The sequence below is a fragment of the Pannonibacter phragmitetus genome, assembly GCF_050510895.1.
GTDB lineage: Bacteria > Pseudomonadota > Alphaproteobacteria > Rhizobiales > Stappiaceae > Pannonibacter > Pannonibacter phragmitetus_B.
In genome coordinates, this window is record NZ_JBNINT010000001.1 from 3,772,115 (window position 1) to 3,786,338 (window position 14,224).

The window sequence follows — 14,224 nt, forward strand, 5'->3', positions numbered from 1 at the left end:
TTCGCGCTTCCCTCCCGCCTGATATATCGGGCCGGGAACAATTTCAGGAACACACATGAGCCAGATGCGTCTTGTCGTCGTCGGGGCTGCGGGCCGGATGGGCCAGGCCCTTGTACGCGCCATCACCGCCATGGAGGGCAGCGTGCTTGCTGCTGCCATCGAACGGGAAGGTTCTCCTGCTCTGGGTAAGGATGCCGGTGAACTGGCAGGCCTCGGCCCGCTCGGCGTCAAGGTGACTGATGATCCGCTGACGGCTTTTGCCGCAGCTGAAGGCGTGCTGGACTTCACCGCCCCCAAGGCAAGCCTGCATTTTGCCGAACTCGCCGCCCAGGCGCGCATCGTGCACGTGATCGGCACCACCGGCTGGACGGATGAGGAGCTGCCGAAGCTGGAAGCTGCCGCCCGCCATGCCCGGCTCGTAAAGTCCGGCAACATGAGCCTTGGCGTCAACCTTCTGGCCGCACTGGTGAAGAAGGCGGCTGCAGCCCTTGGCCCCGACTACGATCTTGAGATCCTCGAGATGCACCACCGGCACAAGGTGGATGCCCCCTCCGGTACGGCCCTGCTGCTGGGTGAGGCTGCGGCCGAAGGGCGCGGCATCGGCCTGGCGGAGCATTCTGTGCGGGTGCGCGACGGGCATACCGGCCCGCGTGAGGCCGGCACCATCGGCTTTGCTACCCTGCGCGGCGGTTCTGTGGTCGGCGACCACACCGTCATCCTCGCCGGTGAAGGGGAGCGCATCGAGCTGACCCACAAGGCGGAAGACCGCCAGATTTTTGCCCGCGGTGCAGTCCGGGCAGCCCTTTGGGCGCGCGACCGCAAGCCGGGCCTTTACTCCATGGCCGACGTGCTCGGCCTCAACGATTGACAGACCTTCGGAAATTCAAGGAGATCGGTGCATGGAACGTCTCTTGGTGCTCGTCCGCCACGGCCAGAGCGAGTGGAACCTCAAGAACCTCTTCACTGGCTGGAAGGACCCGGACCTGACTGAACAGGGCATCGGTGAAGCAAAGGCTGCCGGCGGCAAGCTGCGCGACATGAAGCTGAAGTTCGACATCGCCTTCACGTCGGACCTGACCCGCGCCCAGCACACGCTGAAGCTCATCCTTGCCGAGCTTGGCCAGGAGGGTCTGGAGACGATCCGCAATCAGGCCCTGAATGAGCGCGACTACGGCGACATCACCGGCATGAACAAGGACGAGGCCCGCGAGAAATTTGGTGAGGAGCAGGTCCACATCTGGCGCCGTTCCTTCGACGTGCCCCTCCGGGCGGTGAAAGCCTGAAGATGACGGCCGAGCGCGTTCTGCCCTATTACCGTGCCGAGATCCTGCCGCGTGTCATGGAAGGCACCCGCGTCATCGTTGCCGCCCATGGCAACTCCTGCGTGCGCTGATCATGGAACTGGAAAAGCTGACACCGGAACAGATCCTCAAGCGGGAACTGGGCACCGGTGCACCGGTTGTCTACCGTCTGGATGAAGACGGCCAGGTGGTCAGCGTCGAGGATTTGGCAGACTGACCTGCCGATGGCGGCGGCTACCGGCCTGCCGCAGAGCATCATCTGGAAAGGCGCCTTCCGCAAGGGGCGCCTTTTTGCTGGCGCCGCCAGCAGCCGCAGCTTGACGGTTTGCCTTCCAGAAAATACTACTTCTACGACGGTTTCTGGCAGTGAGAGCTGCCGGGATTAAAGGGAACACGGTACGGACGACCCAAACAGGGGCCAAATCCGTGGCTGCCCCCGCAACTGTAAGCAGATGCCGGTCATTCTTGTGGCGCTTCTTCCGAGGCGCCAGGTCACTGCGCCAGTCCTCAACTGGTGCGGGAAGGCAAATGACAAGCCTGAAATCTGTGAGCCAGGAGACCTGCCGTCTTGTGAAATCCAGATGCTTGAGCGGGGATGCTCAAGGAGGATCAAAATGACGGTATCCATGCCTAAGGCCCTCAGGGGGCCTGAAAGACGTTTTGCTGCCCTTTCCTCCTGGGGGCATGCGCTCCCCTGCCTTCCCGGTCCTGCACTGGCTCCTGCCGCTTCAGCGGACTGCTGTCTGCTCCCGCGCGGCGCTTGAGCATTTCAAGGCGTGATGCATCTGCATTCCAGCCCCATTCCCGCGCCTTGACTGGAAATCTGCCCAAAGGAAGGAAACGTCCCGTGCTTCTGCGAAATTTTGCTGCTGCCGCAGGCCTTGCTGCCTGCGCATCTTTCACCCTGGCTGGTGCCGCTCACGCCGGAAAGACCCAGTATCCGCTGACGCTGGAGAACTGCGGCAAGGAACTGACCTTCACCAGGGCGCCGGAGCGGGCCGTCTCCGTGGGCCAGAGCACCACCGAAATTCTCTATCTGCTGGGACAGGCGGACAAGGTCACCGGGACCGCTCTTTGGATTGGCCCTGTTCTGAAGGGCTATGAGGAGGTCAACGCCACAGTGCCGCGCCTTGCAGACAATGCTCCGAGCTTTGAAAGCGTCGCAGCAGCCCGGCCGGAGCTGGTGACCACCCAGTTTCAATGGCAGATCGGCCCGCAGGGCGTCGTTGCCACTGTGGAACAGTTCGAGGAACTGGGGATCGCCGTCTACACCTCGCCGGCCGACTGCATCGGCAAAGACAACTCTGCCGGAGATGACGGGCTGCGCAAGACCAGCTTCTCCATGGACCAGATCTATCAGGAGATCGATGATCTCGCCCGCATCTTCGATGTTGAGGACAGGGGCGCTGCCCTGATCGCAGAACTGAAGGAGCGGGAGGAAGCCGCACGCCGGAAGATCGGCGCCGTCAACGGCGAGGTCTCGGCGGTCTTCTGGTTCTCAAGTGCCGATCTGGCGATCGACCCTTACGTGGCGGGCCAGAAGGGCGCACCCGGCTATATGACCGCGAGCCTTGGCCTGAAGAACGTGATCGAGAGCGACGAAGAGTGGCCGACCGTTGGCTGGGAAACGATTGCCCGGTCCAATCCAACAGTGATCGTCGCCGGCAAGATGGACCGCCGCAGGTTCCCGGCGGATGACGTGGAGCTGAAGCAGAAGTTCCTCAAGGAGGATCCGGTCACCAGCCTGATGTCTGCGGTCAAGGAAGGCCGGATCATCGTCATGGATGCACAGGCCATGAACCCGACGATCCGCACCATCGAAGGCATGGAAGTACTGGCCGATGCGCTGGCCAATTTCGGCCTCGCCAAGTGATGACCCTTCCTTTCCGCGCCGGAAAATGGGGAGGCGGTGCGCTTGGCGCCGCCTCTCTCATTGCAGCCCTCGCCGCCGGAGCAGCCATTGGCGAGACCTCGATCCCCGTTGATACCGTATTCCAGACGCTGGCCAACCGGGTCTGGGCAGCCGGTTATATCCTTGATCCGATCGATGAAGGGGTGATCTGGAACTACCGGATCGCCCGTGCGGTGGCCGCTGCGGCCTGCGGGGCATCACTGGCGTTGTGCGGCGCGATCCTCCAGTCGCTGCTGCGCAATGCGCTGGCCGACCCTTATATTCTCGGCATCTCGGCGGGGGCCTCTACCGGAGCGGTGAGCGTTGCCATTCTCGGGCTCGGGGGCGGGCTGCTTTCCCTTCCCCTTGGGGCCTTTGCCGGTGCGCTCACGGCCTTCGCCCTGGTCAGCCTGCTGGCCGTCCTCGCCGGACGCAGCAGCGCCGCCGTGATTCTGGCCGGGATTGCCTGTTCGCAGCTCTTCAACGCGGTCACCTCCTTCATCGTCACCAAATCGGCGACGGCAGATCAGGCACGCGGCATCATGTTCTGGCTGCTGGGCAATCTATCGGGCGTACGCTGGCCGGATGCCGGGCTGGCCGTGCCGGTGGCACTGGCCGGTCTCCTCGTCTGCCTGCTGCATGCAAGGCATCTGGACGCCTTTGCCTTCGGAACCAATGCAGCCGCATCTGCCGGGGTTCCGGTGCGCCGGGTCTACATAATCCTGATCGCCACGGCTGCCATCATGACCGCCGTCATGGTCAGCATTGCCGGATCGATCGGCTTTGTCGGGCTGGTCATTCCCCATGCTGCCCGCTTGCTGGTCGGTGTCCGGCATGGCCTGCTGCTGCCGGTTTCGGCCTGGCTCGGTGCGGTCTTCATGATTCTTGCCGACATTCTGTCGCGCATCCTGATCCCCGGTCAGGTGCTGCCCATCGGCGTGATGACCGCCCTTGCCGGAGCACCTGCCTTTGCCGTTCTCCTGATCCACAGGCCAGTGACACGATGATGCTGACAGCTCATGATCTGACATGGCGCGCGCAAGGCCGCCTCATCACCGACAAGGTCAGTCTTGACCTCGCAGAAGGCGAGTTTCTGGGCATCGCCGGACCCAATGGCTCCGGGAAATCGACCCTTCTGTCCATGCTCGCAGGGTTGCGCAGGCCCTCATCCGGACATGTGACCGTCATGGGCACGTCCATGACGAATCTGTCCCGGCGTGACATTGCGCGCCGGATTGCTGTGGTCGAGCAGCATGCGGATACCAGCGAGCGGCTGACCGCGCGTCAGGTCGTGGAGCTTGGCCGTACCCCGCATCTCAGCATTTTGCGGCAATGGTCCAGCGAGGACGATACCATCGTCTCAGGCGCAATCGCGGCAGCTGGAATGCAGGATTTCGAGACGCGGGAATGGCTGACCCTCTCCGGCGGGGAAAAACAGCGGCTGCAGATCGCCCGCGCCCTGGCACAGAAGCCGGCCATCCTCATTCTGGATGAACCCACCAATCACCTGGACATCGAGCATCAGATCGGCCTGCTGGATCTTGTCAGCTCGCAAGGGCTCAGCGTCATTGCCGCGCTGCATGACCTCAATCACGCAGCCATGTTCTGCGACCGGCTGATCGTGATGGAGGCTGGCCGGATCGCTGCGCAGGGCCGTCCGGGCGAAATTCTCACCCCCGATCTTTTGGCCAGGGTCTTCAAAGTCAAGGCCACGGTGGAAACGGGACCGGATGGCGAGTGCCATATCCGGTACTCCCGGCCGTCCAGCCGCCGCCGCAAACACCCGCTTCAAGGAGCCGCAGCCTGATGCGCAGCCTCGCACGCACCCTTTTCCTCACCTTTGTTTCTGTCCAGTCCCTGCTCATGGCAAGCACCGCTGGAACCCGCGCCGGAACTGTTGACATCCAGATGCTGAACCGGGGCGCCCAAGGCACCATGGTGTTCGAGCCCGATTTCGTGCAGATCGAGCCGGGTGATACGGTGACATTCCGGGTTGGCCACAAGAGCCATAATGCCGCTTCCATCGCCACAATGGTGCCCGAGGGCTTTGCCGGTTTCACCGGCAAGATCAACGGGGAGGTTTCCATCACCTTTGATCAACCGGGGCTCTATGGCATCAAATGCTCGCCGCACTATACCATGGGTATGGTGATGGTGATTCGGGTTGGCGAGGCCACCCGGCCTGAAGGCTTCCCGGATCCGAGCGTTCCCCCCGCCTCCCTCAAGCGCTTTGACGAGATTTTGGCCCGCTCCGGCCTCTGAGCCAAATAACTACATCTTGTGGGTATCCTGCAGCGGCTCACATAGGGATTGATAAAAATCGAATCTCCTCTATGTTGACTCGTGTTCAGGGTTCTCCGGTGGAAACGCCGATGAGCTAAGATGGGAACAGGGTGAAACCGGCGAAAATCCGGCAATTCCCAGGCTGCCCCCGCAACTGTGAACGGTGAGCGTTCGCCCCATTCTGCCACTTGGCCGCAAGGCTTGGGAAGGCGGGGCGGCGTGACGACCCGTGAGCCAGGAGACCTGCCTTGAGCGTAACGTCCACCGGCGGGGTGCCGGAGGGGTGTGGTCAGTTCATGTCCGGTTCCGCCGGGCTGTCCGCTCCCTCTGGCCAGCGCCATCTGCTTCGGCAGCAGTGCTTCGGGGTGCAGGCATGATGAAGAGAGCTGTTTTCGAGTTTCCGCCCGGGTAAGCCTGTGGCCCGTTTTCCCCGCTCCGCCGGATACTGTCCGGATGGATGCGCGGAGTTGTCCTTGAGTTTTTATCTGATGCCGGCTGCGCGAAAGCGTGGCTGAACCCTTTGTCACGTCCTGATGTGAGGATCGACCGATGACCGTCACCGTCTACAGCAAGCCCGCCTGCGTTCAGTGCAATGCCACCACCCGCGCTCTGGAGCGCAAGGGCATCGACTACACGCTGGTGGACATTTCGGAAGACACGGCGGCCTATGACTATGTGACCGGCCTTGGCTACCGTCAGGTGCCGGTGGTTGTTGCCGGCGAGAACCACTGGGCCGGCTTCCGCCCGGACCTGATCGGCGGCCTCGCCTGATACACTGAAGGGCGCGCGCACCATGGCCAGGCTCGTCTATTTTTCCAGCACTTCGGAAAACACCCGCCGCTTCGTTGAGAAGCTGGGTATGGACGCCATCCGCCTGCCCGTGGACGCCAGCGCGCCCGTGCCCTCGTGAGTGAGCCCTTCGTGCTGGTGACGCCGACCTATGGTGGCGGCACCCCGAAGGGCGCGGTGCCCAAGCCCGTGATCCGCTTTCTCAACGAGGAGCAGAACCGCACTCTCCTCCGCGGCGTCATCGCTGCGGGCAATACCAATTTCGGCGAAGGCTATGCCATCGCCGGCAATATCATCTCCGCCAAGTGCAACGTTCCGTTCCTCTACAGGTTCGAGCTTCTGGGCACGGCGGAAGATGTCGGGAACGTAACCCTCGGACTGGAACGGTTTTGGACATGCTAGACACGGATTCCCCGCAAGAGGCGGGCGCAAAGACCCATTCCGCAGCCGTTGCCCCGGCCTCCGGTGGCAGCAATGCCCGCCAGTCCACGGCGCTGGACTATCACGCGCTGAACGCGATGCTGAACCTCTATGATGATGAGGGGAAGATCCAGTTCGAGAAGGACCGGGAAGCTGCGCGCCAGTATTTCCTGTCGCACGTGAACCAGAACACGGTCTTCTTCCATAATCTCAAGGAGAAGCTCGATTACCTGGTCACCGAAGGCTATTATGAGCCTGAGGTTCTGGAGCAGTATTCCTTTGCCTTTGTGCGCGACCTGTTCGACGCTGCCTATGCGAAGAAATTCCGCTTCCCGACCTTCCTTGGCGCCTTCAAGTATTACACGTCCTATACGCTGAAGACATTTGACGGAAAGCGCTATCTGGAGCGCTACGAGGACCGCGTCTGCATGGTGGCGCTGGCGCTGGCACGCGGCGACGAAGGCCTTGCCATGGCGATGATGGAAGAGATCATCACCGGCCGCTTCCAGCCGGCGACGCCGACCTTCCTCAACGCGGGCAAGAAGAGCCGGGGCGAGCTGGTGTCCTGCTTCCTGCTGCGCATCGAAGACAACATGGAGTCCATCGGCCGGTCGATCAATTCGGCGCTGCAGCTGTCCAAGCGCGGCGGCGGTGTGGCCCTGTGCCTGACGAACCTGCGCGAATCGGGTGCGCCCATCAAGCACATCGAGAACCAATCCTCTGGCGTCATCCCGGTGATGAAGCTGCTGGAAGACAGTTTCTCCTATGCCAACCAACTGGGCGCCCGTCAGGGTGCAGGTGCGGTGTATCTCAACGCCCACCACCCGGACATCATGCGCTTCCTCGACACCAAGCGCGAGAATGCGGACGAGAAGATCCGCATCAAGACCCTGTCGCTGGGTGTCGTCGTGCCGGACATCACCTTCGAGCTCGCCCGCAACAACGAGGACATGTACCTGTTCTCGCCCTATGACGTGGAGCGGGTCTATGGCGTGCCCTTCTCCGAGATTTCGGTGACGGAAAAGTACCGCGAGATGGTCGAGGACGTGCGCATCCGCAAGTCCAAGATCAAGGCCCGCGAGTTCTTCCAAATCATCGCCGAGATCCAGTTCGAGAGCGGCTATCCCTACCTCATGTTCGAGGACACGGTGAACCGCGCCAACCCGATTGCCGGCCGCATTTCCATGAGCAACCTGTGCTCGGAAATCCTGCAAGTGAGCGAGGCCAGCCTCTACGAGGAAGATCTGTCCTACTCGCACCTCGGCAAGGACATTTCCTGCAATCTCGGCTCGCTGAACATCGCCAAAACGATGGATTCGGATAATTTCGGCCGCACGGTCGAAACCTCCATCCGCGCCCTGACGGCGGTCGCCGAGATGAGCAACATCACCTCCGTGCCTTCCATCGCCCGTGGCAATGCGGAGAGCCTTGCCATCGGCCTTGGCCAGATGAACCTGCACGGCTATCTCGCCCGCGAGCGTATTTTCTACGGCTCGGAAGAAGGCATCGACTTCACCAACATCTACTTCTACGCCGTGACCTATCATGCAGTCCGTGCGTCGAACCGTCTGGCGGTCGAAAAAGGCCGCAGCTTCAAGGGCTTCGAGAAGTCCAAGTATGCTTCCGGCGAATATTTCGACAAATACACGGATCAGGTCTGGGCGCCGAAGACGGAGCGGGTGGCGCAGCTCTTCGCCGATGCAGGGATCCATATCCCCACGCAGGACGACTGGCGCACCCTCAAGGCAGAGGTGATGGCAGGCGGGCTCTATAATCAGAACCTGCAGGCCGTGCCGCCCACCGGCTCGATCTCCTACATCAACCACTCGACCTCCTCGATCCACCCGATCGTGTCGAAGATCGAGATCCGCAAGGAAGGCAAGATCGGCCGCGTCTATTATCCGGCGCCCTACATGTCGAACGAGAACCTCGACTACTATCAGGATGCCTACGAGATCGGGCCGGAGAAGATCATCGACACCTATGCCGCGGCCACCCAGCACGTGGATCAGGGCCTGTCGCTGACGCTGTTCTTCCGCGATACGGCCACGACCCGCGACATCAACCGGGCGCAGATCTACGCCTGGAAGAAGGGCATCAAGACCATCTATTACATCCGCCTGCGCCAGATGGCTCTGGACGGCACGCAGGTTCAGGGCTGCGTGTCCTGCACCCTGTAAGCTGTCCGGCTCGTGGAGAAAGCATCATGAACATGCACATCAAGCCCGCCTCCCGCGTGCGCGCCATCAACTGGAACCGCATCGAGGATGACAAGGATCTGGAAGTCTGGAACCGCCTGACTGGCAATTTCTGGCTGCCCGAGAAGGTTCCGCTGTCCAACGACATCCAGTCCTGGGCCACCCTTCGCCCGGAAGAACAGCGCCTGACCATCCGCGTCTTCACCGGCCTCACCCTGCTGGACACGATCCAGAACGGCGTTGGCGCAGTGACGCTGATGGAAGACGCCGTGACCCAGCATGAGGAGGCGGTTCTGTCGAACATCTCCTTCATGGAAGCCGTGCATGCGCGCTCCTATTCCTCCATCTTCTCCACCCTGTGCCTGACGCCGGACGTGGACGAAGCCTACCGCTGGTCGGAGGAGAACGAGTTCCTGCAGCGCAAGTCCGCGCTGATCATGGAGCAGTACGGGAGCGGTGATCCGCTGAAGAAGAAGGTGGCTTCCGTCTTCCTCGAAAGCTTCCTGTTCTATTCCGGCTTCTATCTGCCGATGTACTGGTCGAGCCGCGCCAGGCTGACCAACACGGCGGACCTTATCCGCCTCATCATCCGCGACGAGGCCGTGCATGGCTATTACATCGGCTACAAGTTCCAGCGCGCACTGGACCGTGAGCCGGAAGCCCGCCGCCAGGAAATCAAGGACTTCGCCTTTGACCTGCTGCTGGAGCTTTACGACAACGAGACCCGCTACACCGAAGACCTTTACGACGGTGCGGGCCTGACCGAAGACGTGAAGAAATTCCTGCATTACAACGCCAACAAGGCGCTGATGAACCTCGGCTACGAAGCCCTGTTCCCGGCGGAAGCCTGCAAGGTGAACCCGGCAATTCTCTCGGCCCTTTCGCCGAATGCCGACGAGAACCACGACTTCTTCTCCGGCTCCGGCTCGTCCTATGTCATCGGCAAGGCCGTGGCGACGGAAGACGAAGACTGGGATTTCTGAGACCCGGCCAGAGCAAGCCTGATTTCAGGGCCTTACGCTTACGCGTGAGGCCCTGTTCTTTTCAAGCTGACGCTTGCGGCGTCATAAGCCCTCCCGGCCCCTGAAGCGGCGCTGATAGGCCGGATCGTAGAGCGCGCTTTCGCGGAATTCCTTCGCGCCAAGCCTATGGCCGACAAAGATCAGCGCCGTGCGCTCGATCGGGTTTTCCGCCACCTTGGCACAGATATCCGCCAGCGTGCCGGAGACGATCCGTTCATCCGGCCAGGAGGCCTTGACGACAATGGCAACCGGGCAATCTGCGCCATAGAGCGGGGTCAGTTCCGCCACCACCTTGTCGAGCGCATGGATGGCGAGGTGGATCGCCAGTGTCGCGCCGGTGGCACCGAAACGGTCGAGCGTTTCCCCTCCGGCATGGGCGAGGCCCGGCCAGACACGCGGGTGAGAATAAGGCTCTGGGCCTCCGCCGGGATCGTCAGCTCGCGCCCGAGGGCCGAGGCAGCCGCAGCAAAGGCAGGCACACCCGGTGTCATGGTGTAGCCGATGCCCAGCCGGTCCAGCCGCCGGATCTGCTCGGCCACCGCGCTCCAGACCGAGAGGTCGCCTGAGTGCAGGCGGGCAACATCCTGCCCGTTTTGAGAAGCGCGCACGAACTCGGCCTCGATCTCGTCAAGCGACAGCGGCGCCGTGTCGATGATCCGCGCACCTTCCGGGCAGAAAGCCAGAAGCTCTTCCGAGACGAGAGACCCGGCATATAGGCAGACCGGGCAGCTTTCGATCAGGCTGCGGCCCCGGACGGTGATCAGATCAGCCGCGCCCGGGCCTGCGCCGATAAAATGGACCTTCATCATTCTTCCTCTTTGCTTGGGCGTTCATCCACCGGGGGCTTCGCCCAGCTCCATTGGGTAACGGGCATGGCCGGCCGCCAGCCGTGCATCGAGCCGATGGGTGAGGCGCGGGCGATTTCAATGCGCGTTAGCGAGCCGCCGTTGCGGGCATGCAGGGCAAGAAGCACGGCTTCCATCTCTGTCGTGACCGCATTGGCCACAAGCCGCCCGCCCGGCTTCAGCCGTTCGATGACCGTCTCCATGACACCGGGGTTCGTGCCACCCCCGCCAACGAACACGGCATCGGGCGCAGGCAGATCCGCCAGCGCTGCCGGCGCCTCGCCCTCGGTCACCTGCAGGCCGGGCACGCCGAAGCTTACGGCATTGCGGCGGATGCGGGAGGCGCGTTCGCCATCGCTTTCAATGGCAATGGCCCTGAGCGAAACATCTGCCAGCATCCATTCGATGCTGACCGAACCGGAACCACCGCCAACATCCCACAGCAGTTCCCCATGCCGGGGGCAAGGGCGGAGAGGGTCAGCGCTCTGACCTCGCGCTTGGTGATCTGGCCATCATGCTCGAACAGCGCATCATCCAGCCCCGGAGCATAGGGCAGCACCCGCGCGCCCGGAGCAGCCAGCACCTCGATGGCGCAGACATTCAGCGCATGGAAATCCTGAGGCGCAAACGTCTCTGCCCTCTGGCAGCTGATGCGCTCCCTGTCCCCGCCGAGCGCCTCCAGCACATGAACCTGCGAGGCGCCGAAGCCATCCCCGGTCAGAAGACCTGCGATGGCGGCAGGTCCGTGCTCATCCGAAGTCAGCGCAATTATGCGGGCACCGGGGTGGAGATGCGGGCGGATCAGCTCCACCGGGCGGCCATGCACGGACACACAGACCGTCTCCGCCAGAGCCCAGCCAAGGCGTGACGCGGCCAGGCTGAAGGAAGACGGGTGCGGAATGACCCGCATCTCGGCGGCCGATATCCGGCGGGCAAGCGTCGCCCCTGCGCCATAAAGAAACGGGTCCCCGGAAGCCAGAACAACAACCGCCCGCCCGCGTTCGGCAGCAACCGCTTCCACCGAACGCTCGAACGGGCTGAGCCAGGGCCGGGCCTCGCCCGTGACCGCCGCCCCGGCAAGATCGAGATGCCGGACACCGCCAAAGACCACCTCCGCCGCTGCGAGCGCTGCCTTGGCAGCCTCGCCAATGCCCGCTAAACCATCCTCACCGATGCCGATGATGGTCAGCCAGGGATGCTGGGGAGACGGCGGGAGATCACGCTTGGACAAGAGTCATATCCTCATTCTGGCAGGCACGGCGGAGGCGCGGGCACTGGCGGAACAGCTTGTCCTGCGCACGGACCTGACGGTTACCCTGTCGCTTGCGGGCCGCACGCAACATCCGGCAGCCCTGCCCGGCCACGTCCGCTCCGGCGGCTTCGGCGGCGCCGATGGGCTTGCGGATTATCTGAGACGGCAAAACATCCACCTTCTGATCGACGCCACCCATCCCTTTGCAGCGCGCATCTCGCACAATGCTGCTGAGGCGGCGGCGCGCCTTGGCCTGCCGCTCCTGAAAGTCGAACGCCCGCCCTGGGTGCCGGAGGAGGGTGACAGATGGACCAGCGTCCGGACGGTGCCGGAGGCCGTTGCGGCGCTGGGAGCCAGCCAGCGGCGTGTGTTTCTGGCAACCGGCCGGCAGGAAGCTGCGGCAGTCAACAGCGCGCCCCAGCATGTTTATCTGGTGCGCAGCGTCGATCCGGTCGATCCGCCGCTCACCGTTCCCCATGCCACCTGCATTCTGGGCCGCGGGCCCTTTGGCCTCGACGAGGAACTGGAACTGCTGCGGCAGCACCGGATTGACGTCATCATTTGCAAGAACAGCGGCGGCAAGGCCACCTTTGCCAAGCTGGAGGCCGCGCGCCAGCTGGGGCTTGAGGTCATCATGGTCGAGCGCAGCAGCACGGCAGCGGCCCTCACCGCAGGCACTGCCGGGGAAGCCTTGCGCCTGATTGATCACCTGCTGCCTCCACCAGAAAAGCGCGGCGTATAGACGAGATCCGGGCGGCCCTCGCGCGGCACGCGCCGTGTCTCTTCCGAGCCGATGATGACGCAGGTGGCCATATCCGCCATGCTTGCTTTGGCCTCAGAGAGGGTAGAGACCACGATCCGTTCATCCGGACGCCCCGCAGCGCGGCCGAAGATGACCAGCGTCCGAGGCGGGAGCACGCCGCGCAACAGCTCGAAAGCCCGGTCCAGCTGCCAGGGCCGGGCCTTGCTGACCGGATTGTAGAAGGCCATGACAAACCCTGCCTCGGCGGCAAGACGCAGCCGCTTTTCAATCAGCGGCCAAGGCTTCAGATTGTCGGAAAGGGAGATGGCGCAGAAGTCATGGCCGAGCGGCGCGCCAATCCGGGCAGCAACGGCCAGCATGGCGGTGATGCCCGGAACAATGACGAGATCGACCTGCTTCCAGCCGTCCGGCCCATGCTCGATGGCCTCGCACACGGCTGCCGCCATGGCAAAGACGCCCGGGTCCCCGCCGGAGACCATGCAGACCCGCTCACCCCTGACGGCTCTCTCCAGCGCATCACGGGCACGGGCCAGTTCTTCCCGGTTGTCCGAGGCGATCCGCATCTGGTCCGGGCGCAGGGTGAGCCGCTCCAGATAGGGCAGATAGCCAAGGAAAGCCGTTGAATCATCAACGGCAGCCTGGGCTTCCGGCGTCATCTGGTCCGGGTTGCCGGGCCCGGTGCCAATCACATAGAGACGGCCGGTCACGGCTGCCCGCTCCAGCCCGGCACGAGCACCAGCGAGAAGTAGGGCGCCACGTCATCCGGCTTGGCAGCCAGGCGCATCACCTTTTCTGCTGCCATGGTGCCGCGCTCCACATAGATGGCGTCCTCAAGGCGTCCGCAAGCCGCCAGCGCCCGCCGGACTTTCGGCAGGTTCCGGCCGATCTTCATGATCACTGCCGCTTCCGTATCGGCGAGCCGGCGCTGCAACTCCGCTTCGGCCATGGTGCCCGGAAGCACGGACAGGACATCATCGCCCTGCGCAATGGGAACGCCGGTGCGCGACCAGCAGCCGGACATCGCCGTGATGCCGGGAATGACCTCGACGTCAAACCGGTCCGCCAGCCGCACATGCATGTGCATGTAGGAGCCGTAGAACATCGGATCGCCTTCGGACAGAACCGCGACCGTGCGTCCGGCACTCAGATGCGCGGCGATGGCCTCTGCCGATTCCTCGTAAAAGGCTTCAAGGCAGGAGGTATAGGCCTCCTCGTGCTTGTCGATTTCGGTGGTGACCGGATAGTAAAGCGGCAGTTCCTCCACGCCCGGCCGGATCAGATGCTCAGCGATCCGGCGCCCGTTTCCGCTGCGCCCCGCCTTGGCGAACCAGGCGATCACATCCGCCTCACCCAATATGCGCACGGCCTTGACGGTCATCAGTTCCGGGTCACCGGGGCCGGTGCCGACGCCATAGAGCCGTCCGGCTGAAGAGTTGCCGCCGGTCAAATTCATCTGGGCT

The 14,224-nt window shown here is 63.1% G+C and carries 11 protein-coding genes, 4 pseudogenes and 2 riboswitches; of the genes and pseudogenes, 11 read left to right on the forward strand and 4 right to left on the reverse strand.

The window, feature by feature from the left end; genetic code table 11:
- Positions 1-55: 55 nt before the first annotated feature.
- The 10 genes and pseudogenes from dapB to nrdF all read left to right on the forward strand — a co-directional run bounded on the left by dapB (position 56) and on the right by nrdF (position 9,865).
- Positions 56-868, forward strand: a complete 813-nt coding sequence (gene dapB / locus ACQB61_RS18110; RefSeq protein ID WP_430513750.1) for a 4-hydroxy-tetrahydrodipicolinate reductase — start codon at positions 56-58, stop codon at positions 866-868.
- Between the two features lie 31 nt (positions 869-899).
- A pseudogene (locus ACQB61_RS18115) lies at positions 900-1,518 on the forward strand (2,3-bisphosphoglycerate-dependent phosphoglycerate mutase).
- 120 nt (positions 1,519-1,638) lie between these two features.
- A riboswitch (cobalamin riboswitch) is annotated at positions 1,639-1,883 on the forward strand.
- Positions 1,884-2,148: 265 nt separating this feature from the next.
- The gene (locus ACQB61_RS18120; RefSeq protein ID WP_430513751.1) at positions 2,149-3,174 is read left to right on the forward strand and encodes an ABC transporter substrate-binding protein; all 1,026 of its coding nucleotides are present in this window, start codon (positions 2,149-2,151) and stop codon (positions 3,172-3,174) included.
- Positions 3,174-4,199, forward strand: a complete 1,026-nt coding sequence (locus tag ACQB61_RS18125) for a FecCD family ABC transporter permease (protein WP_430513752.1) — start codon at positions 3,174-3,176, stop codon at positions 4,197-4,199. Before ACQB61_RS18120 ends, ACQB61_RS18125 begins: the two co-directional genes overlap by 1 nt.
- Positions 4,196-4,999, forward strand: a complete 804-nt coding sequence (locus tag ACQB61_RS18130) for an ABC transporter ATP-binding protein (protein WP_430513753.1) — start codon at positions 4,196-4,198, stop codon at positions 4,997-4,999. The genes ACQB61_RS18125 and ACQB61_RS18130 overlap by 4 nt, the downstream gene beginning before the upstream one ends.
- Positions 4,999-5,454, forward strand: coding sequence for a pseudoazurin (locus tag ACQB61_RS18135; RefSeq protein ID WP_430513754.1), 456 nt, complete (start codon positions 4,999-5,001; stop codon positions 5,452-5,454). The genes ACQB61_RS18130 and ACQB61_RS18135 overlap by 1 nt, the downstream gene beginning before the upstream one ends.
- A 71-nt stretch (positions 5,455-5,525) precedes the next feature.
- Positions 5,526-5,740: riboswitch (cobalamin riboswitch) on the forward strand.
- 284 nt (positions 5,741-6,024) lie between these two features.
- On the forward strand, positions 6,025-6,246 hold the full coding sequence (gene nrdH / locus ACQB61_RS18140; protein ID WP_334250633.1) for a glutaredoxin-like protein NrdH: 222 nt from the start codon (positions 6,025-6,027) through the stop codon (positions 6,244-6,246).
- Between the two features lie 22 nt (positions 6,247-6,268).
- A pseudogene (nrdI, locus tag ACQB61_RS18145) lies at positions 6,269-6,666 on the forward strand (class Ib ribonucleoside-diphosphate reductase assembly flavoprotein NrdI).
- Positions 6,654-8,864, forward strand: coding sequence for a class 1b ribonucleoside-diphosphate reductase subunit alpha (gene nrdE / locus ACQB61_RS18150; protein WP_430513755.1), 2,211 nt, complete (start codon positions 6,654-6,656; stop codon positions 8,862-8,864). Before nrdI ends, nrdE begins: the two are co-directional and overlap by 13 nt.
- Positions 8,865-8,890: 26 nt before the next feature.
- Complete coding sequence (nrdF, locus tag ACQB61_RS18155) at positions 8,891-9,865, forward strand: class 1b ribonucleoside-diphosphate reductase subunit beta (RefSeq protein ID WP_430513756.1); 975 nt, start codon at positions 8,891-8,893, stop codon at positions 9,863-9,865.
- 81 nt (positions 9,866-9,946) lie between these two features.
- On the opposite strand, the pseudogene cobM reads toward nrdF, so the two are convergent.
- Positions 9,947-10,710, reverse strand: a pseudogene (cobM, locus tag ACQB61_RS18160) (precorrin-4 C(11)-methyltransferase).
- Positions 10,710-11,980, reverse strand: a pseudogene (gene cbiE, locus ACQB61_RS18165) (precorrin-6y C5,15-methyltransferase (decarboxylating) subunit CbiE). Before cbiE ends, cobM begins: the two co-directional pseudogenes overlap by 1 nt.
- Between cbiE and ACQB61_RS18170 the strand changes: the two are divergent.
- A complete protein-coding gene (locus ACQB61_RS18170) occupies positions 11,973-12,743 on the forward strand; it encodes a cobalt-precorrin-6A reductase (protein WP_430513757.1) in 771 nt (256 codons plus the stop codon). The pseudogene cbiE and the gene ACQB61_RS18170 sit on opposite strands and share 8 nt — an antisense overlap.
- Here the strand turns inward: ACQB61_RS18170 and ACQB61_RS18175 are convergent.
- A complete protein-coding gene (locus ACQB61_RS18175) occupies positions 12,707-13,471 on the reverse strand; it encodes a precorrin-3B C(17)-methyltransferase (protein ID WP_430513758.1) in 765 nt (254 codons plus the stop codon). The two genes, ACQB61_RS18170 and ACQB61_RS18175, sit on opposite strands and share 37 nt — an antisense overlap.
- Positions 13,468-14,217: a precorrin-2 C(20)-methyltransferase gene (locus ACQB61_RS18180; RefSeq protein WP_430513759.1), complete on the reverse strand. Its 750-nt coding sequence runs from the start codon at positions 14,215-14,217 to the stop codon at positions 13,468-13,470. The genes ACQB61_RS18175 and ACQB61_RS18180 overlap by 4 nt, the downstream gene beginning before the upstream one ends.
- Between the last annotated feature and the right edge of the window lie 7 nt (positions 14,218-14,224).

What these genes read in the sequence shown, in the direction of transcription:
- dapB (WP_430513750.1), top strand. Translation starts at nt 56, where the DNA reads ATGAGCCAGATGCGTCTTGTCGTCGTCGGGGCTGCGGGCCGGATGGGC.
- ACQB61_RS18125 (WP_430513752.1), top strand. Translation starts at nt 3,174, where the DNA reads ATGACCCTTCCTTTCCGCGCCGGAAAATGGGGAGGCGGTGCGCTTGGC.
- ACQB61_RS18130 (WP_430513753.1), top strand. Translation starts at nt 4,196, where the DNA reads ATGATGCTGACAGCTCATGATCTGACATGGCGCGCGCAAGGCCGCCTC.
- ACQB61_RS18135 (WP_430513754.1), top strand. Translation starts at nt 4,999, where the DNA reads ATGCGCAGCCTCGCACGCACCCTTTTCCTCACCTTTGTTTCTGTCCAG.
- nrdH (WP_334250633.1), top strand. Translation starts at nt 6,025, where the DNA reads ATGACCGTCACCGTCTACAGCAAGCCCGCCTGCGTTCAGTGCAATGCC.
- nrdF (WP_430513756.1), top strand. Translation starts at nt 8,891, where the DNA reads ATGAACATGCACATCAAGCCCGCCTCCCGCGTGCGCGCCATCAACTGG.
- ACQB61_RS18180 (WP_430513759.1), bottom strand. Translation starts at nt 14,217, where the DNA reads ATGAATTTGACCGGCGGCAACTCTTCAGCCGGACGGCTCTATGGCGTC.